This window comes from Aurantiacibacter atlanticus (genome assembly GCF_001077815.2).
GTDB classification, from domain to species: domain Bacteria; phylum Pseudomonadota; class Alphaproteobacteria; order Sphingomonadales; family Sphingomonadaceae; genus Alteraurantiacibacter; species Alteraurantiacibacter atlanticus.
This window is the reverse complement of record NZ_CP011310.1, coordinates 2,851,731-2,876,792: the sequence shown is the minus strand read 5'-3', so window position 1 is coordinate 2,876,792 and position 25,062 is coordinate 2,851,731. Positions and strand designations below refer to the sequence as shown.

The 25,062-nt window shown below is 56.4% G+C and carries 20 protein-coding genes; 13 read left to right on the top strand and 7 right to left on the bottom strand.

Annotated features, from left to right (window positions below):
• Window positions 1–194 precede the first annotated feature (194 nt).
• The 3 genes from CP97_RS14020 to CP97_RS14010 all read left to right on the top strand — a co-directional run bounded on the left by CP97_RS14020 (window position 195) and on the right by CP97_RS14010 (window position 3,456).
• Window positions 195–1,124 (top strand): fatty acid desaturase, encoded by a 930-nt coding sequence (locus CP97_RS14020; RefSeq protein WP_048886461.1) that lies wholly within the window; start codon window positions 195–197, stop codon window positions 1,122–1,124.
• A 77-nt stretch (window positions 1,125–1,201) separates the two neighbouring features.
• Window positions 1,202–2,527 carry an LLM class flavin-dependent oxidoreductase gene (locus CP97_RS14015; RefSeq protein ID WP_048886460.1) on the top strand — a complete coding sequence of 442 codons (1,326 nt, stop codon included), beginning with the start codon at window positions 1,202–1,204 and terminating at the stop codon, window positions 2,525–2,527.
• Window positions 2,524–3,456, top strand: coding sequence for a ketopantoate reductase family protein (locus CP97_RS14010; RefSeq protein WP_048886459.1), 933 nt, complete (start codon window positions 2,524–2,526; stop codon window positions 3,454–3,456). Before CP97_RS14015 ends, CP97_RS14010 begins: the two co-directional genes overlap by 4 nt.
• Window positions 3,457–3,755: 299 nt before the next feature.
• Here CP97_RS14010 and CP97_RS14005 read toward each other — a convergent pair whose 3' ends face one another.
• The 7 genes from CP97_RS14005 to CP97_RS13975 form a co-directional block, all read right to left on the bottom strand.
• Window positions 3,756–4,040 (bottom strand): DUF1330 domain-containing protein, encoded by a 285-nt coding sequence (locus CP97_RS14005; RefSeq protein ID WP_048886458.1) that lies wholly within the window; start codon window positions 4,038–4,040, stop codon window positions 3,756–3,758.
• Between the two features lie 44 nt (window positions 4,041–4,084).
• On the bottom strand, window positions 4,085–5,152 hold the full coding sequence (locus CP97_RS14000; protein ID WP_048886457.1) for a tartrate dehydrogenase: 1,068 nt from the start codon (window positions 5,150–5,152) through the stop codon (window positions 4,085–4,087).
• 10 nt (window positions 5,153–5,162) lie between these two features.
• Window positions 5,163–6,176 (bottom strand): ketopantoate reductase family protein, encoded by a 1,014-nt coding sequence (locus CP97_RS13995; protein WP_048886456.1) that lies wholly within the window; start codon window positions 6,174–6,176, stop codon window positions 5,163–5,165.
• A gap of 26 nt (window positions 6,177–6,202) precedes the next feature.
• Complete coding sequence (locus CP97_RS13990; RefSeq protein WP_048886455.1) at window positions 6,203–7,165, bottom strand: dihydrodipicolinate synthase family protein; 963 nt, start codon at window positions 7,163–7,165, stop codon at window positions 6,203–6,205.
• A 204-nt stretch (window positions 7,166–7,369) separates the two neighbouring features.
• Window positions 7,370–8,467, bottom strand: a complete 1,098-nt coding sequence (locus CP97_RS13985; RefSeq protein WP_048886454.1) for an NAD(P)-dependent alcohol dehydrogenase — start codon at window positions 8,465–8,467, stop codon at window positions 7,370–7,372.
• Window positions 8,468–8,503: 36 nt separating this feature from the next.
• On the bottom strand, window positions 8,504–9,028 hold the full coding sequence (locus CP97_RS13980) for an aromatic-ring-hydroxylating dioxygenase subunit beta (RefSeq protein ID WP_048886453.1): 525 nt from the start codon (window positions 9,026–9,028) through the stop codon (window positions 8,504–8,506).
• A gap of 22 nt (window positions 9,029–9,050) precedes the next feature.
• Window positions 9,051–10,427, bottom strand: coding sequence for an aromatic ring-hydroxylating oxygenase subunit alpha (locus CP97_RS13975; protein WP_048886452.1), 1,377 nt, complete (start codon window positions 10,425–10,427; stop codon window positions 9,051–9,053).
• Between the two features lie 454 nt (window positions 10,428–10,881).
• On the opposite strand from CP97_RS13975, the gene CP97_RS13970 reads away from it, so the two are divergent.
• The 10 genes from CP97_RS13970 (at window position 10,882) to cobA (ending at window position 24,945) form a co-directional block, all read left to right on the top strand.
• Complete coding sequence (locus CP97_RS13970) at window positions 10,882–11,457, top strand: ANTAR domain-containing response regulator (protein WP_048886451.1); 576 nt, start codon at window positions 10,882–10,884, stop codon at window positions 11,455–11,457.
• 14 nt (window positions 11,458–11,471) lie between these two features.
• Window positions 11,472–12,671, top strand: a complete 1,200-nt coding sequence (locus tag CP97_RS13965; protein ID WP_048886450.1) for an ABC transporter substrate-binding protein — start codon at window positions 11,472–11,474, stop codon at window positions 12,669–12,671.
• A 265-nt stretch (window positions 12,672–12,936) separates the two neighbouring features.
• Window positions 12,937–14,328 (top strand): CmpA/NrtA family ABC transporter substrate-binding protein, encoded by a 1,392-nt coding sequence (locus CP97_RS13960; RefSeq protein ID WP_227819613.1) that lies wholly within the window; start codon window positions 12,937–12,939, stop codon window positions 14,326–14,328.
• A gap of 29 nt (window positions 14,329–14,357) precedes the next feature.
• Window positions 14,358–15,422, top strand: coding sequence for an ABC transporter permease (locus CP97_RS13955; RefSeq protein WP_048886449.1), 1,065 nt, complete (start codon window positions 14,358–14,360; stop codon window positions 15,420–15,422).
• A 2-nt stretch (window positions 15,423–15,424) separates the two neighbouring features.
• Window positions 15,425–17,107 carry an ABC transporter ATP-binding protein gene (locus tag CP97_RS13950; protein WP_048886448.1) on the top strand — a complete coding sequence of 561 codons (1,683 nt, stop codon included), beginning with the start codon at window positions 15,425–15,427 and terminating at the stop codon, window positions 17,105–17,107.
• A gap of 144 nt (window positions 17,108–17,251) precedes the next feature.
• A complete protein-coding gene (locus CP97_RS13945) occupies window positions 17,252–18,460 on the top strand; it encodes a hypothetical protein (RefSeq protein WP_048886447.1) in 1,209 nt (402 codons plus the stop codon).
• A 265-nt stretch (window positions 18,461–18,725) separates the two neighbouring features.
• On the top strand, window positions 18,726–21,185 hold the full coding sequence (gene nirB, locus CP97_RS13940; protein ID WP_149036552.1) for a nitrite reductase large subunit NirB: 2,460 nt from the start codon (window positions 18,726–18,728) through the stop codon (window positions 21,183–21,185).
• Window positions 21,185–21,568 (top strand): nitrite reductase small subunit NirD, encoded by a 384-nt coding sequence (gene nirD, locus CP97_RS13935; RefSeq protein WP_048886446.1) that lies wholly within the window; start codon window positions 21,185–21,187, stop codon window positions 21,566–21,568. Before nirB ends, nirD begins: the two co-directional genes overlap by 1 nt.
• A 6-nt stretch (window positions 21,569–21,574) precedes the next feature.
• Entirely contained in the window at window positions 21,575–24,154 is a 2,580-nt protein-coding gene (locus CP97_RS13930) for a nitrate reductase (RefSeq protein ID WP_048886445.1), read from the top strand.
• Window positions 24,151–24,945 (top strand): uroporphyrinogen-III C-methyltransferase, encoded by a 795-nt coding sequence (cobA, locus tag CP97_RS13925; RefSeq protein WP_048886444.1) that lies wholly within the window; start codon window positions 24,151–24,153, stop codon window positions 24,943–24,945. The genes CP97_RS13930 and cobA overlap by 4 nt, the downstream gene beginning before the upstream one ends.
• The last annotated feature ends 117 nt before the right edge of the window (window positions 24,946–25,062 follow it).

The window sequence follows — 25,062 nt, the reverse complement described above, 5'->3', positions numbered from 1 at the left end:
CACTCAGATGACGCATCGCATTATAGGAAAGTTGTTGCACAATGTCCAATCACGAATATAACCACCAGTGACGTTTAAGTTCTTGAAGTAAGTTTTCTAAGACAACCGTTGTTACCCCATCGCGTAGGGACACTACCACGTCAACAAAGCGCGAGGGGAGATTGGGCATACGAGGAAGCCAGGAGGCTATAAAGATGCAAACCAGCGCATTTCCGATTTCGAGCAACCAATATTTCGAGCGTTTGCGAGAGGCACCAGTGCTCGCATTGCCGACTGCGGCCCTTTTTGTGGTCTCCTTGGGAGGCATTGGCACGACCTGGTATCTTGCGCTGAATGACCTCATTCCGCTTTGGGTCGGCGCAATTGCAAATGGTCTGTTAACTTACTTACTTTTCAGTGTGATACACGATGCGTCACACAAATCCCTGTCGCGCATCCGATGGCTTAATGAAAGCATCGGGGCAATTGGTTTGTTCTTCCTATTTCCGTATGCGCCAATGCCGCTGGTCCGCTGGGTTCATAACAAGCACCACAGCTATACCAATGGCCCGAAGGATCCGGATCGTTTTGAACACGAATCACCCTGGTGGCAAATACCGATAAGATGGGCCTTTTTTGACGGTGCCTATATCTGGTATTTTTTCAAAAACGGCCGAAACGTCTACAATAGGCACAAGACCGAACTCAACCTGTATTACATCTCCCTGGCAGTTTTGGCGACTGCGGCGATCTATTTCGGGTTTGGCTGGGAGCTTTTCATGCTCTGGTTTATTCCTTCACGTATCTCGCTGTTCCTGATCGCAGTGGTTTTCGTGATCCTGCCTCACCATCCGGCTTTGATCGAGCAGGAGGAAGACCCCTATATGGCGACCACGATGCGGCTCGGCTGGGAGTGGCTGTTGAACCCGTTGATGGTTTATCAGAATTATCATCTGGTTCATCATCTCTATCCCGAAATCCCGTTTTATCGGATGCACAAAGCCTATTTTCTGAAATATGACGAGATCAATGTACATCGCGTTGCAAGGCAAAAGGCATTCGGACTGAAACCTGAAAATTATGATGAGCACTTTGCCTTTCGCCGTGAACTCGATCTTCGCAATGAGGGGAAGATGCCAGCATAGGCCCTTGCCATCACCAGGTTGATCGACCCGTGTTCAATTTGCCATAGTAGAAGCACGAGCTGCTAGGAAACACATCAATGGCGAGACAATTGCACCTTGGCGCATTCATGCGTCCGGTAAGCATCCATACGGGAGCCTGGCGTTACCCGGGGGCGACGCGTGACGGCAACTTCAACCTCAAGGCAATCTCACATTATATTCGCAAGCTCGAACAAGCGAAGTTCGACTATTTCTTCATGGCGGATCATCTGGGCGTCCTGAATTTACCGCGCGAAGCCCTGATGCGCAGCCACACTGTAACGTCGTATGAGCCGTTCACTCTGCTGTCAGCGTTGGCGGGGGCGACTTCCCAAATTGGACTGGTTGCGACTGCCTCGACGACTTATGATGAACCGTTTCATGTCGCTCGACGTTTCGCCTCGCTTGACCACATCAGCGGCGGACGCGCCGGCTGGAATGTTGTGACCACTTCCAATCCCGACAGCAGCCGCAACTTTGGCATGGACACGCAACCCGACCATGCCGAACGTTACGCTCGCGCACATGAATTCTACGAGGTGGTAACCGGCTTGTGGGACAGCTTTGCTGATAACGCTTTTGTCATGGATGCGGAAAGCGGAATATATTTTGACCCCGATCGGATGCATACGCTGGACTATAAGGGAGAACGTTTCTCCGTCCGGGGGCCGCTGAACATTGCCCGACCGGTGCAGGGCTGGCCGGTGATTTTTCAGGCCGGCGCTTCTGACCCTGGCCGTCAGCTTGCAGCAGAAACCGCTGAGGTCGTATTCGCCGCCGAATCGACGCTGGAAGGAAGCAAATCCTACTATGACGATGTGAAAGGCCGGGCGGTCAAGGCGGGCCGTAACCCGGATCTTATCAAGATAATGCCGGCAGTTTTCCTGGTTGTTGGAGATACCGTGGAGGAAGCCAAGGCAAAACGAGCAAAGCTCGATAGCCTGGTTCATTATGACAGTGGGATACATTCGCTTTCTGGAATGCTCGGCCATGATGTAACCGGATATGATCCCGACGGGCCATTGCCGGAAATTCCGGAATCAAATGCCAGCAAAAGCTCACGGCGTTTTATGGTCGAGCTCGCTCGTGCAGAAAACCTGACGATACGGGAACTTGCTGCAAAAGCTGGTAGCTATGGCGGGCTGGCATTTGTCGGCACCCCGGAAACAATAGCAGACGAAATGCAGAACTGGCTCGAACAAGGGGCCTGCGACGGTTTTACGGCGATGTTCCCCTACCTTCCCGAAGGGCTGGAGGATTTTACTGACAAGGTCGTTCCTGAGCTGCAGGCACGTGGGCTGTTTCGCAGCGAATATGAGGGTGATACATTGCGCGATCATCTGGGGTTGCCGCGTCCCGCCAACGCCTTTTTCCCTGACGAATGAGCGGGATCGTAATCATTGGTCCAGGCGCTATCGGTAGCCTGTTGGGAGCCAGATTGTTCGAGCATGGACATGAAGTGCTGCTCATTGCGCGCGGAAAGCGTCTTCAGGCGCTTCAACGCGATGGTGTGGTGATTTCGGAAAGCGACACGGTGCGCCAGGTGCCCGTACCAGTGGCTGATCGATGCGATGCTGACAATTTACCTGACCAGATAATCATCGCCACCAAAACATTTCAATTGCCGGGCGCACTTGATCTGCTCGAACCCTATCGTGATGCCGAATTCGGTATTCTGACAGTCCAGAACGGCGTGGAAGCCCCGGACATCGTGCAATCGCGCCTGCCCAGCGCGCGCGTTCTGGGTTCCCGGATGCACGGTTTCTTCGAGCTCGAAGGCCAGGTTGTAAAGCACACAGGCGTACCTCCCAGCATCCAGATGGGACCAGTCGCTGCAGGCTTCAGAGATGCAACGCATGAGCAGATCAGCCGCAACCTTGCAGAAATCTTGCAAAATAGCGGCATCATGGCCGAACTTGTGGATGACGTGCGTCCCGCATTGTGGGAAAAATTCGTGATGGCCGCCACAATAGGCGGGGTCGCGCCCGCATTCGGACTAACCGTAGGACAAGTCTCTCAACACACGGGCGCATGCTCCATGCTGGAAGGGGCAATGCAAGAGGTGGCGGCAATAGCTACTGCGCAGGGTATCGCCCTGCCAAAGGACTGTGTGGCAAGGAAAATGGAATTCATCAGCCGGTTTCCACCGGATGTCACCAGTAGTTTGCAGCGAGACCTGGAAGCGCAACGTCCCTCCGAATTCGCGCAGTTGACAGGCGCAATTCCCCGGCTTGCTCACCGTGCCGGTTTGACCGCGCCAATTGCTGAAGAGGTGATCGAAATGCTTCGCGCCAGAGAATTGATCATCGATTGATCAACCTCATGAGATTTGAGGCTTCTTTGCCAGGGGAAAGCTCAACGCCCAGGTCGTGATCACAGCGTGCAGGATTGAAGTCACCACAGTGATCGCTGTCGGCTAGTTAAGGCAACCAGCCAAGGATTTCGCTGGAGTGTGCACAGTGATGACCGATCAACACAGGCGAACTATTCGTTCAGACCTGCTGCCGTGTGTCTGCAAGAAATGAAGGGGCGGAGCACAAGCAACAAGGTTGCTAAAATGCCGCCGCCCCCACTGCGACCCAAGAAAATAGGCATTCTCTTAGGTGTAGAAACTCACGAAATAGCTACGATATCTGAGTCGGTGCAGGCAATTCTGGAGGCCAAGTGCGGTGCATATTCGGGATCACTCATAAATGCATCAATCGCTTCCATGGAAGGGAACTTGACGATGATGACAAGGTCAGGATCCTCGCCTTCGCCCTCATAACGCACGAATTTCTCGGAGCGGCACACAAGTTCACCGCCATGCTTGCCCAGCAGCGCCGGAACCGCTGCATTATATTCTTCTACCCAGCTATCTTCATGAGACTTGATCGATCCGATAAAATATGCGGCCATGATTAGAGCTCCTTTTCTTTAATTCGTGTCTTGTTGTGGATCAGCTATAATTCTAAAAGCTTCGTGCGGACCGCATCAGCGAAAACCGCCGTTGTTGATTTACCGCCAAGGTCGGGTGTCTTGGCAAGTTCCGGATCGACTAACACGGCTTCGACAGCCTGCATAACCAATGCTGCAGCTTCTTCTTCGCCCAGATGTTCCAGCATCATGGCACCCGACCAGATTTGGCCGATGGGATTGGCGATCCCCTGTCCCGCTATATCGGGCGCAGACCCGTGGACAGGTTCAAACATGGAAGGATAGCGCCGTTCGGGATTGAGATTGGCAGAAGGGGCCACTGCGATTGTGCCAGTGATCCCAGGGCCAAGATCCGACAGGATATCACCGAACAAGTTAGACCCTACGACGACATCAAACCGCTCGGGCGACATCACAAACTGCGCGGCAAGAATATCTATGTGATACTGATCTGTGGTGATATCGGGATTTTCAGCTGCGACAGCAGCGAAGCGCTCATCCCAGAACGGCATTGAATGAAACAAACCGTTCGACTTGGTCGCAGAGGTTACATGCTTGCGGTCGAGCCGACGGGCAAAATCAAATGCGTAATGCAAAATCCGATCTGTACCCCGCCGGGTGAAAATCGCCTGTTGAACAACGATCTCATCATCCCCGAGGCCAGTGCGGCCACCAATCTGCGAATATTCACCCTCCGAGTTTTCCCGAACAACCCAAAAATCAATAGAACCTGGGGCCTTGTCCCGCAGGGGAGAGGAGATACCCGGTAACAGGCGCACCGGGCGCAAATTCACATATTGATCAAATTCACGCCGTATCGGAAGCAATAGGCCCCATAGCGAGATATGGTCCGGCACCCCAGGAAAACCGACTGCGCCAAGAAAGATTGCATCGTGGTCCCGCAGTCGGTCCAGCCCGTCATCCGGCATCATCTTGCCAGTTTGAGCATACGTCTCGCAACTCCAATCAAACTGGCGAACGTCGATTGAGAAACTACATTTTTCTCCGGCTGCCTTCAGCACTGCCATTGCTGCTGGAAGAACTTCTTTCCCGATACCGTCCCCCGGAATGCAGGCAATAACGTGACGCTTCATGCAGGCAATCCTATAGGTATGCGTTAAGGGTCTTCAACACCCGAAAGGCGGAGAGGAAAGTAGGGGCATCGACATTCAGCCGCTTTGCTGCATCTGCTAGCGGACCCAGCACTTCATCAACCTCCATTCGCCGACCGGCTACAAGGTCATCGTGCATCGAGGTGCGGACCGGACGGTTCTCAGGTTTGAACCGCGTTCCGAGTTCAAGCACGCCTTTGACAGCTTCTTCGAAGCTTTCCTGGTCAATCTCGATCAAACGCGACACCGGTGCGAAGAAATTCTGCGGTTCGTATCCCAGAGCCCGGTAGATGGCTATCAGGTCCTTCACCAGGAGGACATATTGCTCCGCCCCTTCAGTTACCGCAATTCCATCGACAAAATCGAGTTTGGTAATTCCTCCAAGCGTACTTGCGCTCCACCCTGACGCACCACCGACCTGCACCAGCTTTTCCCAATGGACGTGTACGATATCGGGGGTAGCGCGCGAACCCATCCCCGCTTGGTTGAGAGCGTCTGCGATCGCACGCGTTCGATCGCTTTCTCCACCCTCCAGCTCACCGAAATATGCGGTAATTGGTACAGCCATGTGATTAAGGGTCTTGCCCGGCCCCAGCAAGGTCGCGCCATCCATGATAGAGCCACCGATGACTTTGTCCTTACCGAAGGCGGCCTGCAGCTTTCCTTCTTTGTTCACACCGTTTTGCATTGTCAGTGCGCAGGCGGTGCGATCGACCAGAATCTGCGCGTCAGACAGCGCCTGATCGGAACCCTTCGCCTTCGTTAAGAGGATATAATAATCGATATCCCCCTCAACCTCATCTGGCGTCTCGACAGCGAACAAATTGTCTTTCTGAACGAATTGCGCGCGCACCCCCTCTACATGGAGGCCATCGCTACGGATGGCCTCCACATGGGGTTTTCGGGCAATGAGTGTGACTTTGTGTCCGCCACGGGCGAGGAAGCCACCTATCAGAGAGCCTAATCCGCCCGCACCGTGAATGCAGAAGTGCAATTGCTTCGACATGTCCTGTCACCCCTATGCTGTTTCGTTCAGGCGACACCCAACGCCTTGAGTTGCTCGCTGATCTGTTCTTTCTTTTCCTGCGTCACATCGGCAACTGGCGGAAGGATCGGGCCGGCCTTGAGGCCGATCGCCTCATACCAGGCCTTCACGTTGGCAAGCGCGCTGGCATATGTGGCGGTACGTGCAATATCCCACAGGAAATTGTCGTGATAGAATTCACGCACCTCGTTCAGGCCTTCGGAAGCAGCTCTGGCTTCTTCCCACTTGCCTTCATGTGCAAGGCGGACATAATCCTTCGCGAGGTGACGCTTCTTACCGTAAAGCATGTAGGACAGTTCACCCCAGCAGACCGTGCCGCCATTACGCAAATCGTCGAGGAAGAAATACTCGAACGGTTCCATCGTATTGAAGCCGTCGGGCATTAACTGCCGGATCTTCAGCGTTTCCGCCCGGCTCATCACGCCCTGCTTGACCCCGATCACTGTTTCAAGGTCGGCAAGTCGGCGCAGCAAATCCCAACTCAATACAGTGCCGGAAACAGGCGTGCGATACAGGCATACGGCCATATCAGTGCGATCTGTCAGATATTTGTACCAGTCGAAGATCTCATCATCACGCTTGAGCTGGACGACAGGATTGATCACCTCCGCGCCATTGAAGCCCAGTTCCTCGACGAACTTCATTTTCTCGATCGCCTGATAAACGCTGGGATCCAGAATGATCGTCCAGAGGTCGAGGCGGCCATCATTGGCCTCTGCAAGAATCTCGTGATAGCGATACCAGTCGGACAAGGTGACATTCCAGCATTCGGCAATGAAGCCACCGCCTACGAAACCATTTACGCCCATTTCGACATATTTATCGATGTTGTAGCGGATGCCATCAACGTCGAATTTGTAGTCAGATGTCATCGGGGTAATGGGGCATTGGTAAAATCCCCGGACATTCTCAGTAGCCCAAGCCTTCGCGTCCTTGCGGTCATAATCCATAAGCCTCGTTCCTTTCTATAGAATTGCCAAGCTGACATTCCTTAATTCTGGGATCAGCGTGGGCGATTTTTGCTGGCTGAAAAATATCCGCCAAGAGGTGGTGAACCTCTGGGCATTTCACCCCTCAAAGACTTGAATACCTGTCACGATAAAATGCAGGAGTTGGCCCCCGATCTTTGGTAAAACTCCTCCTACAAAAGGAGATTACATTTTCAGGATTGCCTTGATTGCTGTGCCATTCTTTTCGGTATCTTCGACAGCTTCATTGATCTGATCGAAATCGTAGTAAGTGCAAAGCTTCTCGAAGGGGAACTGGCCCGCCTTCTGCATTGCGATCAACTGCGGAATAAAGACCTGCGGAGTGCTTGATCCTTCGATCACGCCACGCAGCTTGCGGCCGAAAAGCATATTGTTCATGTCGAGCGAGAACTCTGTACCAAGCTTGGCCCCGCCGACGACCGCAGTCTCTCCGACATTATGGGTGCTTTCTACAGCAGACCGTAATACGGAGGGGATGGCAGTTGTGTCCATCGCGAAGTCGACCCCACCGCCGGTCATGCCGACAATAGCTTCCTGTGCATCAGTCTGGCTGGCATCTATAACGTCGGTTGCGCCCAGTTCGCGGGCAAGTTCGAGCCTCGCGGGATTGCGATCGACCGCTATGATCGTCAGGCATCCTGACGCCTTGGCCGCCATTACTGCGCTAAGTCCAACCGAACCGACCCCGAAAATGGCTATCGTGGATCCCGGGTCAGGCTGCAGGGCATTCAAAATTGCGCCTGCGCCAGTCTGGATACCGCAGCCAAGCGGTCCCAGCAATTCGATCTGCGCATCGTCGGCGACTTTGACGCAATTGTTTTCAGTCGTGATCGAATAGGTGGCGAAGGAGGATTGACCAAAGAAGCAGGCATTCACTTCCTCACCATTACGTGTGATCGGGGTAGAGCCATCTAGTCGGCGGCCCATGAAATTCAGGGGGAAGAGGCTGGGGCAATATGCCTGATGCCCCTTCAGGCAAGACGGACAAGTGCCGCAATAGCTGAAGGAAAGCACAACCTTGTCGCCGGGCTTTACCGTTGTAACGCCTCGGCCAACCTTTTCGATAACGCCCGAACCCTCATGCCCGAGCACTACTGGCAGAGGGGTGGGGTAGAATTGATCTCGAACGGTCAGATCGGTGTGACACATTCCAGCTGCCGCCACCTTGACCAGAACTTCGCCATCTCGCGGTTCTTCAAGCGAAACATTGTCCAGTACGAAATCGCCACCTTGTTTCTCAATGATTGCAGCCAGTGCTTCCATGACATTCTCTCTCAGGAATTAGATTTCTAGTTAAGTCTAGGCGAAGAAATACAAGTTCTTGTCCTGCACCACCCGGGCATCATGTATGATCTTACGGCTGAATACCTTGAAGCCCTCGTCCGTCTTTCTCATTTTGTCTTCGCGACCGAGTGTATGGACATAGACTTCAGTTTGGCGCCGGTTTCGATGGACGAGCACATTCGAAAAGACTTCAAATTCGTCAGGAGCTGTTTCGTATGCCTCAACATTGGTGACGAAATAGCGGATCCGCGAAGGTGGATCTTCCATCCACACCTGTCCGGTCAGGAGTCGGTCAACCCGCTGACTCAACTCTTCGTAATTGTCATTGAAGATTGCTGCATCGTTAGGTGTAGGCTCGGCTCGACGGTCGCGAACGTAGCGCTGCTCAAAGATGGGCATCCAATAGTGAATGTCCTCGGCAATAACGGTATCGAACCACTCACGATATTGCAGATCTTGCAGCAGTCGCGCCTCCATGACGTAGTGGCTGGAGATGGCGTGGTGAAGCTCCATGCCGACGGCTTGGCGTTGGTTTGTCATTGTGTTTTCCGGTTTTACGAGCTCAGGCAGAAGTATCTGGGTTGGACGCCATCCGGTCAGGCCAGAAATTGCGATTGGTCCACATCTCGTCCCAATTGTCATCGTTAGCGTGAACAGCCGCCCAGTCTGGCGCCTCGAGCATTTCCTGCCAGAAGCGATAGAAACCACGATAAGATGTTTCACCGATGAAGCTGACCCCGACAATGCCGGGATAAACCGGGTGTGGCCCTTCTCGCTGGACGCCCATGCTTGAATTCAGGCGGCCCTGGCGCGTGATACGGCCTTGGTTGACGTAGGTGGCCGAGGACATGTTCTCGCCATCGTCGCTTTCCAGCGTTCCGGCCGTACCGAAAGACCGGATAGCTTCGCGCTGAATCGATCGCTTCGTCTCGTCATCGGCATTTCGGGGAACCAGAGTATAAGTCCACACCTCGATTTCATGCGGTCCGCGAGGATGCCAAATCTTGAAGGTGTTAGTGCCGTAGAGAAACGAACAATTCGGGAAGATGGACGAGTTCCAATGGCCCATATAGAGCCGCTCACGTTCTGGTCCGAGCTCCTCCCGAACTTTGCCACGATTGTCTTCAAGGAATTTCTGATAACCTTCACGATTCACGTGAATGGCGGTCGCGGCATTGTCGATTACGCCAAACCCATGTCCATGTCGCGTGGTGAACTGAAGCCCAAGATCGTCAAACGGCATATCTGCGCGATTGCCTGACAATGCCGCCAGTTCTCCGCCAATCATCTGCAGCGCCGCAGCGTGGGTCCAGCCCACATGATAGCCATCGCCAACGAAATTTTCGGTTGGAACCTTCCAGTTGCATGACAGCAGGCTTTTCATCGGCGGGCCGAGAAGCTCCATACCGCCATCAGGCCCACCCCAGATAGTATCGAGATACCAGCAAAAATCGCCAAGATATTCCTGCAGCGGAGGCGCCTCGGGATCATGGCAGCCAAAAATGAACCCCTTGTAGGATTCCACTCTGACCTGCTTCAGTCCCAGCTCTGACTTCTCGAGATTGTTATGATAACAGCGCGCTTCCATCGGCACATCCACGAGTGCACCGTCCTGCCCGAAAACCCAGCCATGATAATTGCACACGAAGGCCTTGGCATTGCCAGAATCGGCATGGCACACCTGATTGCCGCGATGGGTGCAAGAATTGATGAAGGCTTTGTAGGAACCATCGGCCTGATGGGAGAGGATCACCCGATCCTCAGCCATGAAAGTAGTCAGAAAATCGCCAGGCTTCGGGATAGATGATTCGTGGCCGAGAAACAGCCAGCAGCGCGAAAAAATGCGCTCCAGCTCAAGCTGATAGACGTCTTTGTCCCAAAATACCTTGCGCGATTGGCTTCCCGTCGCGTTATCAACGAGTTCTGCAGTGTCGATCATGAGAAATATCCTTGCTCCCGTCGCGTAAATGATTAATCGCTTTTACGATTCTTATATGCAACGCTATGTACCATATGCAAAATGTGGCCATGGTCAAGCCTTACGACCCTAATTTAGCGCGAGCAGATGGTATTTGTGCAAAGACGCGCTCTGCTGACACAGTTTGGCTTCTGCCCTACGCGCGCCATCTTGCTGGTTCGACTGGTTTAGCCACTAAATCCGAGTTGGCCGAAAGCCGGAATTGTCCTTTGCCTGCCTCGATTCGCGATGAGGCGGCGGTCCCCATATGTCGAATGGCAAACCAGCACGGGCATGAGAGACGGACTCGGGTGCCTAAATGCGATGCGAGAACGGATGTACCAAATGCCGGGAACGCCCTAGGTACTGATAGTAATTGTGCCTTATTGTCTGGTAGAAGCTTGCCCGGTCTATGTTGCAGTGCAATAGTGCACGCATGAAGATCGCCATCGTCGATGAAAGTGCAGCGCGCGCGTCCATCATCGAGGAAGGGCTGTCGCAACTTGATGGTTGCGATCTGTATGTCCTGAGCGAGCGTAAAGGCCTGCTTGCCTGTATAGAAGAGATCGGTCCGGACGTCGTGCTAATCGATCTTGGCAATCCGTCGCGCGACGTGCTGGAGGAATATTTCGCCGTCAGCCGTTTGCTCGACCGTCCGATTGCCATGTTTGTTGACGAAAGCGACGATGATGCCATTGCTGCGTCCATCGATGCTGGCGTCTCCGCCTATGTGGTGGACGGTCTTGCAAGCAACAGGATCAAGCCGCTTCTCGATCTTGCCGTAAGACGCTTCAATGCATTCTCTCGCCTGCAATCGGAACTTGCGGACGCCAAGGGCAAGCTGGCTGACCGCGAAACGATCGACAGGGCCAAGCGTATCTTGATAGACAATAAAGGCGTTTCCGAACCTGAGGCCTATGGTGAGCTTCGGCGTAAGGCGATGTCGTCGAGCCGGCGCATCATCGACATTGCGGAGGCCGTGGTCACAGCCCACGAGCTGATGAAGGACTGACGAATGGAGTCGAAGTGACGCGCGAATTGAAAATCGGTTTTCTTCCACTGGTCGATGCCTGCCTGCCGATCCTGGCACAGGAGCATGGCTTTGCGGAAGAGGAGGGACTTGCTTTCACCTTCCTGCGCGATGTGAGTTGGGCAACTGTGCTTGATCGATTGCTGTACGGTCATAGCGATGCTGCCCATATGTTGGCCCCGCTAGCCATTGCGACGACGCTGGGTCGTGGCCGTCCGGCATCCTCACTGGTCGCGCCCTTCGTGCTCGGTCTCAATGGCAATGCCATCACGGTGGCGAAACCTCTCGCGCAGAAAATATGCAAGCCGGGCCGATTTGGCGATCCCGCTGCGGTGGGTGCGGCGCTCAAGCAGGAATTGGAAACATCGAATCGCAGGATGCGCTTCGGAGTCGTACACCGCTATTCAAGCCATAGTTACAAACTTCGCTACTGGCTCGCAGCATCGGGCATCAGGCCGGATAAGGACGTCGAAATCGTTACCATTGCCCCACCTTTCGTAGCCGATGCACTGGCCGCGGGCGAGATCGACGGGGCCAGCGTGGGCGAGCCATGGAACAGCGTCAGCGTGGAGCGCGACGTTGGGACAATCGTTCTCGCCACCGCACAAATCTGGCGGCGGGGCGTCGAAAAGGTTCTGGCTATGAAGGAAGGTGTCATGACCGACCGGCGAGAGGATGTGGAAAGCCTGATCCGCGCATTGCGAAAGGCAGGGGCGCATTTCGTCGACCCAGAGAACTGGGAAACCAATGCCCGAATCCTCGCGCAGGAATCCTACCTCAATGCACCCGAAGAACTGGTGCGGCGCTCAATCTCTGATCACCTTGTATTGGTAAAGGGCGCGGGCGAGGTGCATTATCCCGATTTTATGTTCCAACATAGCGAGGCCGCTAATTTCCCATGGGTGAGCCAAGCTGCCTGGCTTTATTCGCAAATGGTCCGCTGGGGCCAGGTCGAGTACGACGCGGAAGTGGCCCGCAGGGCAGCCGGCGTGTTCCGGCCCGATGTCTATCGCTCTGCGCTGAAAGACACGGGGGATGATTTGCCTGCGGCCAATTCAAAGGTGGAGGGAAGTGTCAGCCAGCTTACCCAGATCGGCGCACAGCAAGGGACCATCACGCTGTCAGCCAACAGTTTTTTCGACGGAAGAAGCTTCGACCCCGAGATGATTGAAGCCTATCTCGCGCAACTGCCATAACAACAAATTTTACGCTGCACTGCAAAAAACGCTTTACTGCGCGCCTCCGAATCGCCTATTCAAATGATTGAGCGGAGCCGCTCCACCCATTGACGGGTGATTGTCGGCGGTTCCTCCCAGTTTCAACATTGCGTGGCAACGTCGCCGCCCGATCTGGCCCTTGAGTGGGGCCATGTCGTGGCGGCTTTTTTGTGTTCTGCGCCGGCACTTGGAGATGCAATCGATGATCAGGCTTGGAAATCGCGGCTTCAACAGGCGTAGGACTTTGGGAGTCCTTGCGGCACTGGCAGCGGGAATAACGCTGGCAGGCTGCGGTAGCAGTGAAGCGAATAGCGAGGCGAAAGCCGGCGCGGCCAGCATCGATGGGCCGATCGAGAAACCCAACCTCACGCTGGGCTTCATCAAGCTGACCGACATGGCTCCACTGGCTGTGGCGCTTGAAAAAGGCTTCTTCACGGAAGAAGGGCTCAATGTCCGGCTGGAACCGCAGGCGAACTGGAAGGTGCTGCTTGACGGCGTCATCGGCGGCCAGCTTGACGCGGCCCACATGCTGGCAGGGCAACCCATCGCGGCAACCATTGGTTACGGCACGAAAGCTGACTTGATCGCACCGATCAGCCTTGATCTCAACGGTAATGCAATAACCGTATCGAACCGCGTTTGGGACATGATTCGCGACGACCTGCCCGAAGAAAATGGCCGTCCTGTCCATCCGATTTCGGCGTCGCATCTGAAGCCCGTGGTTGAGCAGTTCGAGGCGCAGGGGCGCCCCTTCAATATGGGGATGGTATTCCCCGTCTCGACCCATAATTATGAACTGCGCTATTGGCTCGCGGCCGGAGGTCTGAGCCCGGGATTCTACACCGATGGCGACGTGACTGGCACAGTGGATGCAGACGTCAAACTATCTGTTACGCCTCCTCCGCAAATGCCCGCGACGCTCGAAGCAGGAACAATCGAAGGCTATTGCGTCGGCGAACCTTGGAACCAGCAGGCAGTGTCCATGGGTATTGGCGTGCCGGTGATTACCGACGACCAGATATGGAACGACAATCCGGAAAAGGTGCTGGGGCTGCGAGAAGACTTTGCCGAGCGTTACCCGGCCACAATTGCGGCATTGCTGCGCGCGATCATCAAGGCTCAACAATGGCTCGACGCGGATGATGGGGTCAATCGCGAAGAAGCGGTCGAGATTCTGTCGCGACCCAATTATGTCGGAGCCAATGCCGATGTGATCGCCGCCAGCATGACCGGCTACTTCACCTTCGAAAAGGGGGACACGCGGCCTGCGCAGGACTTCAACGTCTTCTTCAATAAATATGCCGGCTATCCCTATTATTCGGACGCCATCTGGTACCTCACCCAAATGCGCCGCTGGGGTCAGGTCGCCAGCGACAAGAGCGATGACTGGTACTTCACCACAGCGCAGGCGGTCTATCGTCCCGATCTCTACATGGCAGCCGCCAATCAATTGATCGAAGACGGCGTCATCGCTGAAGGCGACGTCCCCACGACGGACGGTTTCCGCGATCCCCAAAGCGGGTTCATCGATGGTATCACTTTCGATGGCCGCGCACCCAATGATTACCTGTCGCGTTTCAGCATCGGCCTGAAACAGGGCCAGCGCGTTACCGCAGCCGGCATCTCCGAGAATTGATTGCTGCGAAGAGCGAAGGATATTCCAACATGGCTACCGCATTTGTAGATTTGGAAGGGCAGAAAGTGCCCGCGACCGAGGAGGCTTCCGCTTCGCTCGCCAACAAGCCCGACGGCTCGGCTGCGAAACCGGGAACCTCTTCAAAGGGAAATGGATCCGGTCTGCTGGCGGCCAAAATGCCGGACTTGATGCGCGGGTTGATCGCGCCAATGATGGGGATCTTGGTGTTTCTTGGCATGTGGGCTGTGCTTGCTCCACAAGTTGATACGTCGCTCGGCGCGCTGCCCGGGCCGGTCGAGGTCGTTGAACAGGGCGCCGCGCTGTTTGACGAGTGGGGTGCAGCGCAGGAAATCGAAGCGCAATTCTACGCCGATCAGGAAGTGCGCAATCAAGCAGCAATAGAGGCGGGCAACCCCGGTGCGGTGACTGATTTTACCTACGCCGGTCCGCCTACCTTCCTTGACCAGATTCTCACCTCTCTGGAAACGGTGGCCCTGGGATTCGGACTTGCCACCGTGGTAGCTGTGCCGATTGGCCTTGCGTGCGGGTTGTCGCCTTTGCTCAATGCAGCAATTAATCCGATTGTGCAGATCATGAAGCCGGTCAGCCCGCTGGCATGGCTGCCCATCGTGACCATGGTTATTTCTGCAATGATCACCGGTGCGGACCCGTTTCTGCCAAAGGCTTTCGTGATATCCGCCCTGGTGGTGATGCTGTGCTCTCTCTGGCCGACGCTCATCAACACGGCTGTCGGCGCCAGTTCGATTGACAAAGATCTGCTCAATGTAGGCCGGGTGCTCAAGCTGGGCTGGTTCGCCAAGCTGACTTGTCTGGTCTTGCCTGCCTCCCTGCCTTACATCTTTACCGGCATGCGGTTGTCGCTTGGCGTAGGCTGGATGGTGCTGATTGCGGCGGAAATGCTCGCCCAGAATCCGGGTCTCGGCAAGTTTGTGTGGGATGAGTTCCAAAACGGCTCAAGTCAGTCGCTGGCCCGAATCATGTTTGCCGTCATCGTGATCGGTTTGATCGGCTTTGGTCTCGACCGGATCATGATGGCCCTGCAATCCTTTGTCTCCCGCAACAGGACTATATGATTATGGCACAGCCGATCCTTTCCCTGAGGGGCGTAACCAAAACCTATGCCAGCCAGAATGGCGAAGCGACCCAAGTATTGGGAGGCATTGACCTCGACATTGCCGAAGGTGAATTCGTAGCGATCCTTGGCTTTTCCGGGGCGGGCAAGACTACGCTGATCAATTCAGTCGCCGGACTTGTCGAACCCGACACAGGAGATATCCTCCTCAGGGGAGCCAGAATTGAAGGTACAGGCAAAGATCGCGGTCTTGTCTTTCAGTCTTATTCGCTCTTTCCATGGCTGACAGTCGAAGCGAATGTCGCGCTGGCGGTAGACGCCGTGCACAAAGACAAGAGCAAGGCTGAGCGTGGCGCGCTGGTGAAGCAAAAGGTCGAGCTTGTCGGATTGGGCCATGCGATAGACCGCAAACCGGGACAATTATCGGGTGGCATGCGTCAGCGGGTGGCCGTGGCTCGGGCGCTGGCGATGGAGCCGGAGATTCTTCTCTTGGATGAGCCGCTTTCGGCCCTTGATGCGCTGACACGCGCCAAATTGCAGGACGAGATAGAGCGGATTCGCAAGGAAGAGGGTCGCACCATTCTTCTTGTTACCAATGACGTGGATGAAGCGCTTCTTCTGGCTGATCGCGTTGCGGTGCTCACTCCTGCTCCCGCGGCACGGATCGGCAACATCTACGATGTGGATGTGCCGCGTCCTCGTGACCGCGAGGAAGTGAATGGGGATGCCCGTTATCAGCAGCTCCGCCGCGAAATCGTGTCCTATCTGGGATCGCTTAATGATGCATCCGGCGCCGTGGGTGGAAGTACGATCGATCTTCCCAATGTCACCCCGCTTGACCTTGCACCACCCCCGCAAGCCTATCGCGAAGCGGCGCAGAGTCCGGTCGACAAACGCTATCTTGAATTCTTCAAGCTCGACAAGGTCTATCCCACGCCCAAAGGGCCTCTTACGGTGGTCGAGGATTTCAGCCTGATCATGAACAAGGGGGAATTCGTCTCTCTGATCGGCCACTCGGGCTGCGGCAAGTCGACCGTCCTGACGATGGCGGCAGGGCTCAACGAGATTTCGGGCGGCGGTATCGTGCTGGAAAACCGCGAAATCAGCACCGCCGGGCCGGACAAGGCTGTAGTGTTCCAGTCGCCCAGCCTCATGCCTTGGCTGACGGCGCGGCAGAATGTCGCATTGGGTGTGGAGCGCGTCTATCCTCACGCTGCCCGGGCCGAACGGCGCGACATCGTGGATTATTACCTAGAAAGAGTGGGGCTTGGGACTGCCAAGGACAAGCTGGCTGCGGAGATGTCGAACGGCATGCGTCAGCGCGTTGGCATTGCCCGGGCCTTTGCGCTTAGCCCGCGATTGCTACTGCTTGATGAGCCTTTCGGAATGCTCGACAGCCTGACACGCTGGGATTTGCAGGATGTGCTGGTAGAAACCTGGAACCGCACCGAGGTGACCGCCATCATGGTGACACACGATGTCGACGAGGCGATCCTGCTGGCTGATCGGGTGGTTATGATGACCAATGGTCCCCAGGCGACTGTTGGCAAGGTGCTGGAAGTGGATTTGCCGCGCCCCCGCAACCGTAAGGAGTTGCTCGATCATCCACAATTCTATCGCTATCGACAGGAAGTTCTGCATTTCCTCGCCGAATATGATCACGGGCCAGCCGCTCAGGCGGCCTGACAGTACACTTTGAAAGAGGCAGGGGCGGCAAAGGCGCCGTCACCAGCGACATATGATCTGCCGGTATATTCGGCTGTCGGCGGGCAATGGCGTCCGCCTCTCAATTCGATAGCGAACCCTGGGTTCGCACGAGGGAGGTGACCCATGCGTTTTTCGATTTTTCTGCTTACTGCTTCTTCTATCCTTGTCGCCACACCGGCACTGGCCGCTCCCGATGAGCCGATCATGCTGGGCGAGGACATCTCGCTGCGCATCATGGCTAATGCACGCGTCCGCTATGAAACGGTCAATCAGGACAATGCGGCGGACAATGCCGATGCACTGACAGCCCGAGCACGGATAGGGGCGATGATCGCCACCGGCGGTCTCGAAGTTCTTGCCGAAGGGGAATTCACCGGCGCGCTGGCAGATGACTATAATGACACATTGCCCGGCAACGGCATCGAGCCTTTTTCAGTTGTCGCCGATCCGGAAAATGCAGAGCTGAACCGGCTCCAGCTGTCCTACTCCGGAAGTGGCTACACCGGCACGCTCGGCCGCCAGCGCATAATCATGGGTGACGCCCGTTTCGTGGGGAATGTCGGCTGGCGTCAGAACGAGCAGACCTTCGATGCATTGCGCTTTCAGGCGCGCCGCGGCAAAGTGAGCTTCGATGGCGCTTACGCGATTTCGCAGCGCACAATTTTTGGCAATGACAGCCCCAACGAACATTTCGAGGGCACTTTCTTTCTCGGCAACCTTGGTATCGACATCGGGGGAGTGGATGTAACCGGGTTCGTCCATATCCTCGATTACGACACGCGGGTTGCCTTCTCCTCTCAGACCTACGGCGTCAGGGCCGATGTGGAGATCCCGCTGGGCGCGACTGCTCTCAAGCTGTCGGGCGCGCTGGCCACGCAGGACGAGGCGGGCGCAAATCCTGGCGATTACACGGCAGAATTCTATGCTTTCTCTGCAGGATTGGGCCTTGCCGGGTTTACTCTGACAGCCGGCTATGAAGAGCTGGGAAGCGATGGAGGAATGGCCGCATTCCAGACTCCGCTGGCAACCTTGCATGCTTTCCAGGGCTGGGCGGATATTTTTCTGGTGACCCCTGCGAACGGGGTGCGCGATTACTACGCCACGATCCGGCGGCCCTTTACGCTTCCGGGTGTTGCCACCTTCAAGGCTGGGGTGACCTATCACCAGTTCGACAGCGATTTTGGCGGTCTGGAATATGGCAGCGAGTGGGACGCCTCGATTGGCTTCGACGCGGGGCCGGTAGGAATCTTGCTGAAATACGCGAATTACGATGCGGGCGGATTCGCCGTCGATACGGAGAAGCTCTGGATACAGGCCCAATACAGTTTCTAGAGTTTTTGCAGAGGGGTGGCCTCAGGATATTGCACTGCAATAAATACTTGTCGTCGCCCACCTGCATGGTGTAATGAAGAAATCACACGGGAATCGCGCGGCTCATTGAAGGGCCGGGTATAAGCGAAACCCATTCAATCAGTTGCGTGGCAATGGTGCCGCCTGGTCTGTCCTCCTCAGGACGCGACTTGGCGGCTTTTTTGCGTGCGCGTTCGGGCTGCGGCCTGTGGAGGTAAGAGTGAACACACAAACGCCCTTCAAAGAAATGCGGACCGCCAAGGAAAAGCTGGTCGTGATCGGCAACGGCATGGCCGGGTGCCGCGCGGTGGAAGAAATCCTCACGCGCGATCCCGATCGATACGAGATCACGATTTTCGGCGCTGAGCCGCGCGTCAATTATAACCGTATCATGCTCTCTCCCGTTCTCGCAGGAGAGAAGACCTTTGATGAGATCGTCATCAACGGACAGGATTGGTATGAAGAAAACAATATCGCCCTCAGCGGCGGTAGTCCGGTCGATCATATTGATCGCGATGCCAAGACCGTGGTCACCCGCTCGGGCCAGGTCGCGCCTTATGACAAGCTAGTAATAGCAACGGGCTCTGACCCGTTCATCATCCCGATTCCGGGCAATGATCTTGAGGGCGTGGTGACCTTCCGCGATCTCGATGATGTCGAGAATATGGTCGCTGCGGCCGAGAAGGGTGGCGATGCAATTGTCATCGGCGGCGGGTTGCTGGGGCTTGAGGCCGCGCATGGCCTCTCACTACGCGGTATGAAGGTCACCGTCATTCACTTGATGCCCACACTCATGGAGCGCCAGCTGGATGAAGCGGCAGGCTGGCTTTTGCGACAGGAGTTGGAAAGTCGGGGGCAGACTATTCTGACCGGCGCGAATACCAAGGAAATTCAGGGTAAAGAAGGTAGGGTCGCCGGGATCGAGCTGGAAGACGGCACGAGGGTCAAGGCCGATATTGTCGTGATGGCGGTGGGAATTCGGCCATCTACCGGTCTTGCAAAACAGGCCGGGATCGATTGTGAGCGCGGCATCATGGTTGATGACCACATGGTCACCTCTGATCCCGCCATCATGGCGGTCGGCGAATGTGTGCAGCATCGCGGCCTTTGTTACGGGCTTGTCGCGCCATTGTGGGAAATGTGTCGCGCGCTGGCCGATCACGCCACTGATGCACCCACAGGGTATCCCGGTTCCGTCACCTCCACCAAGCTAAAGGTCAGCGGAATCAATTTGTTCTCCGCTGGCGATTTTTCGGGCGGTGAAGGCTGCGAGGACATCGTGATGCGCGACGCGACGCGCGGCGTGTATAAGCGGCTGGTTCTGAAGGATGACAGGCTGATCGGCGCGGTGCTTTATGGTGATACTGCTGATGGCAATTGGTATTTCGACCTGCTGCGGAAGGAGGAAGATCTATCGCATATTCGAGAGGGGCTGATCTTTGGCCAGGCCTTCGCCAGTGGGGGCGCCCTTGCGGACCCTAGTTTCGCCGTTGCCGCCCTTTCGGACGACGCAGAAATCTGCGGCTGCAACGGCGTATCGAAAAGCACGGTCGTCACTTGCATCGAAAAGGGCGCCCACAGTCTCGACGCGGTTCGCAGTCAATGCAAGGCGTCTGCCAGCTGCGGTTCTTGCACGGATCTGGTGGAGAGTCTGCTGTCGCTTACATTGGGCGGCGAGGTGGAGAGCGGACCGCAAACTATGTGTTCCTGCACCAGTTTCACCCATGATGATGTGCGCCGGCTGATCCTCGAAAAGCAACTCAAGGAAATTCCCGAGGTTATGCAAGAGCTGCACTGGACCACGCCCGATGGGTGTTCGGCGTGCCGCCCGGCGCTCAATTACTACCTGATGTGCGCCTGGCCCGGCGAATATGTGGACGACCAGAAAAGCCGTTTCGTCAACGAGCGGCTGCATGCCAATATCCAGAAGGACGGCACCTATTCTGTGGTTCCACGCTTCTTTGGCGGCATTACCAATCCGCGCGAGCTACGCGCAATCGCCGATGCGGTGGAAAAATACGATGCCCGCATGGTTAAGGTTACGGGCGGTCAACGCCTCGATATCTTTGGTATTCGCAAGGAGGATCTGCCAGCGGTCTGGGCTGATCTCAACGCCGCCGGTCTCGTCTCCGGCCATGCGTATGGCAAGGCGCTTCGCACGGTCAAAACCTGTGTCGGTTCTGAATGGTGCCGCTTTGGAACGCAGGATTCGACCGGGCTCGGCGTCAAACTGGAGCATGCGACCTGGGGTAGCTGGATGCCGCACAAGTTCAAAATGGCGGTCAGCGGTTGTCCGCGCAATTGCGCCGAATCGACGATCAAGGATTTCGGCGTGATCTGCGTCGATTCAGGATATGAGCTGCATGTGGGTGGTAATGGCGGAATTAAGGTCCGCGTCACCGATCTGCTGTGCAAGGTGGAAACCGAGGAAGAGGCAATGGAGCATTGCCTCGCCTTCATCCAGCTTTATCGGGAGGACGCGCATTATCTCGATCGAACAGCGCCGTGGCTTGAACGCAAGGGGCTCGACTGGATCAAGGCCCAGCTGTTTGACGATCCTCAAAGCATAAGCCGTCTGGCCCAACGCTTCCGCTACTCGCAGCAATTCTCGCAGGACGATCCCTGGGCACAGCGCGCCGCGGGCGATCGGAAGGACCTGCACAGTCACCTCGCCGAAGTGCGTCCCTTGGCGATGGAGAAAGCATAATGACACAGGCCACTGTCGGTAAATGGCTGGATATCGGCCCGGTCGTACAGATCGGGCCGGGGAGCGCCCGTACTCTTCCGGTCGAAGGAGGCGAGGAGATCGCCGTTTTCCATACCATGCGCGGTAAATTCTATGCGCTGGTGAACAAATGTCCGCACAGACAGGGGCCGCTCAGCCAGGGCATCATCCACGGTGACACCGTATCCTGCCCGCTGCACAATTGGCGTATTTCTCTGCAGAGCGGTGAAGCGCAGGGAGAAGACGAGGGGTGCACGCCTACCATCCCGCTCAAGCTGGATGCCGGACGCATCTTCCTGTTGCGTGAGGCCGTAGTTCCACAGTTCATGCCGAGCCAGCCTTCTTCGGCCGCACAGTCGGCCTGACCGGGCATGCGCGACACCAAAACCAAGACCACTTGCCCTTATTGCGGCGTCGGCTGCGGGATAGATGTTGAATCTTCGAATAAGCGGCAAGTTTCGATTGAGGGTGATCGGCAGCATCCGGCCAATCACGGGCGTCTTTGTTCCAAGGGGACGCATCTGGCAGAGACGGTGGGGCTGGAAGGCCGGCTGCATTATCCAATGATCGGACAGCGAACGGTCGGCTGGGATAGTGCGCTGGATGACGTCGCGTCGCGCATGCGCGATACCGTTGAGCAGTATGGACCCGACAGCGTCGCCTTCTACCTCTCCGGTCAGCTTCTCACAGAAGATTATTATGTCGCCAACAAGCTGGCGAAGGGCTTCGTCGGCACTGGCAATATCGACACGAATTCACGTCTTTGCATGGCCAGCGCAGTAGCTGCGCATAATCGGGCCTTCGGGGAGGACGTCGTGCCGTGCTCCTATGCGGATCTGGATGAAGCCGATCTCGTCATTCTCGTCGGATCGAACACAGCATGGTGCCATCCGGTGGCATGGCAGCGGATCGAAAAGGCGCGGGAGAGACGCGGCACGAAAATCATCGTCGTGGATCCGCGCCGCACTGAAACGGCCGCCATGGCAGACCTGCATATCCCCCTGCCGCCCGATGGCGATATTGCGCTTTTCAATGCCCTTCTGGCGGAGATGATCGATCGCGGTCGGCTCGATGGCAGTTTCCTCGATGATCATTGCACTTTGCCAGAGGGTTTTCTGGACGCGCTTGACCCGGCGGCCCATGACATCGATCCCGCCGTGTTTAACGAGCTGGCCGAATTGGTGGATTCCAATTCGCGCATGGTGACCCTCTTCAGCCAAGGCGCCAATCAGTCGGTTTGCGGTACCGACAAGGGTAATGCCATCATCAACCTGCATCTCGCCATGGGGCGGATTGGGCGGCCTGGTGCCGGGCCTTTCAGTATGACCGGTCAGCCAAATGCGATGGGGGGACGCGAAGTGGGCGGGCTTGCCAACATACTTGCCTGCCATCTTGGCTTTTCCGAAGCGGAACGGGCGAGTGTAGCCGATTTTTGGCAGACGTCACGGCTTTGCTCCGGGCCCGGTTTGAAGGCTGTTGACCTTTTCCGAGCGGTGCATGCAGGGAAGGTGAAATTCGTCTGGATCATGGCTACGAACCCGGCCGTTTCCATGCCTGATGCAGGCTTCGTCAGAGAGGCTTTGGCGCGATGCCCCAATGTGATCGTTTCCGACATCATCGCTGATACCGACACGGCAAAACTCGCCCATGTTCGTCTGCCCGCGCTGGGTTGGGGAGAGAAGGATGGCACGGTCACCAATTCGGAGCGCTGCATTTCGCGCCAGCGCGCCTTCATGGCTCGGCCCGGTAAGGCACGGGCTGACTGGAAGATCGTATGCGATGTTGCCGCACGGCTCGGCCATGGGCAGTCCTTTGATTTTGAATCCCCGGCAGACGTCTTTCGCGAATATTCCGAAATGACAGTTCTCGCGACACGGCATGGCAAGCTGCTCGACCTGAGCAATCAGGCCGGGATTACCGACAAGGCCTATGATCGCATGCAGCCGTTCCAATGGGGCGGCGCGCGACCTTTTGAACACGGCTTTTCCACCGCATCCGGCAAGGCCAACATCGTTGCGGTCAGCCCCTCCAAAGCGCGGGGCGCGGGCCCTTCCCTTGCCCTCAATACCGGGCGGTATCGCGATCAGTGGCACACTATGACCCGAACCGGCCTTAGTGCCCGGCTTTCCGCGCACCGGCCTGAACCGCTTCTGGAGATCGCGCCCGCGGATGGTGAGGCGCATGGCTTGAGCGATGGCGGGCTGGCTCACATCGAGACTACCGCTGGTCGCAGCGCCTACCGCGTCGCCTTTAACGAGGACCAGCGGGCTGGCGAGATCTTTGCTCCCATGCATTGGACTGACGCTAATTCCGGAGCTGGCCGTACGGGGTTGCTGGTTCATCCCGAATGCGATCCGGTTTCGGGCCAGCCGGGCTTCAAGAATGTCCCGGCCCAAGTTGCTCCATATAATCCGGGCTGGCGGGCCTTCCTGCTTTCGCGCAAACCCGTCCGTCCAGAAGACGCAGGATATTGGGTGCGCTCACGCATTGATGGCGGCTGGTTTACCGAACTGGCCGGCGACGGTGCCATTAACGTGGACAAATTGCTTCCGCCGGGCGAGCGGAGCGAAGTGTGCGACTTTGTTCGCGGTATGCGGAGAATTCTGGTGGCAGGCGCAGGCAGCGCACCGGAAGCGCTGCTTTATGTGACGAGAAGCGGAGAAATTCCGCATCGCGACTGGCTTGTTCGGCAGTTTGCCCAGACAGAATGTGCCACAACTGAATGGCTGGCAGGACGGCCAAGCTCACCGCAGCCTGACACCGGGCCGCTCGTCTGCGTATGCTATGACATCGGCGAAAACGCGGTGCGCCAAGCAGTCGACAATGGTGCGGCCAGCGTGGCAGAGGTGGGGGCCAGGATCAGTGCGGGCACCAATTGCGGCTCTTGTCGGCCGCTCATCGCGCGTATTATCCAGGAACATTCCGGTGCACTCAGGGAGGCGGCGGTATGATAGCTCCAGGCGAAGTCTGGCTGGTGGGGGCGGGGCCGGGCGATCCCGATCTGCTTACCCGAAAGGCTGAGAAACTGATTTGTGCGGCCAGCGTGGTTTTTCACGATGCGCTGATCGGGCCGGGCGTTCTCGATCTGGTGCCCTCCAATGTCAGGCTGGTGTCAGTCGGCAAGCGCGCAGGTCAACATTCGAAGGACCAGAAGAGCATTGATACCCTGATCGTAGAAGCCGCGCGGGCGGGCGAACGCGTGGTGCGACTGAAAGGCGGTGATCCGTCCATCTTCGGACGTTCAATGGAAGAACTGACAGCCTGTCGGGAGGCAGGGCTGAAAGTTTCGATCTGTCCCGGTATCACCGCCGCAAGTGCCGCATCGGCAAGTATCAGAAATTCGCTGACTCTGCGCGGCATCGCAAGAAAGCTGGTATTCGTCACCGCCCATACGAGAAAAGGAAAGCTGCTTCCCCTGGACTGGGGTTCGCTTGCCGATCCGGAGGCGACACTGGCCATCTACATGGGCAAATCGGCGGCGGCCGAGATCGCTCGTGGCCTTATCGATGCCGGCCTCAGCGGTGAAACGCCGGTGGCTTTGGTGGAAAGCGCAAGTCTGCCGGAAGAGCGTCGCTTTCACACCCGGCTAGACCTGCTATCCATTGCCGCTCGAACCGCGCTCGGGGAAGGGCCGGCCTTGATATTGATCGGTGCCGCGATGCATCCCGAGAAAAGCGAGATGGATTTCGCCCAAGAAGGAGCTTCACTAGGCAAGGGATGGCTCACCTGGCCATTGGTCTGATCGCCGCTCTGATCCGCATCGCCAAAGCGCGGCACGGTTGCAGGCCTCCACTGCGGGCGGGCTGGACCCTGACATTCTCGTGATGCTTTGGCTGCAACATGGATGTCAGTGACTGTA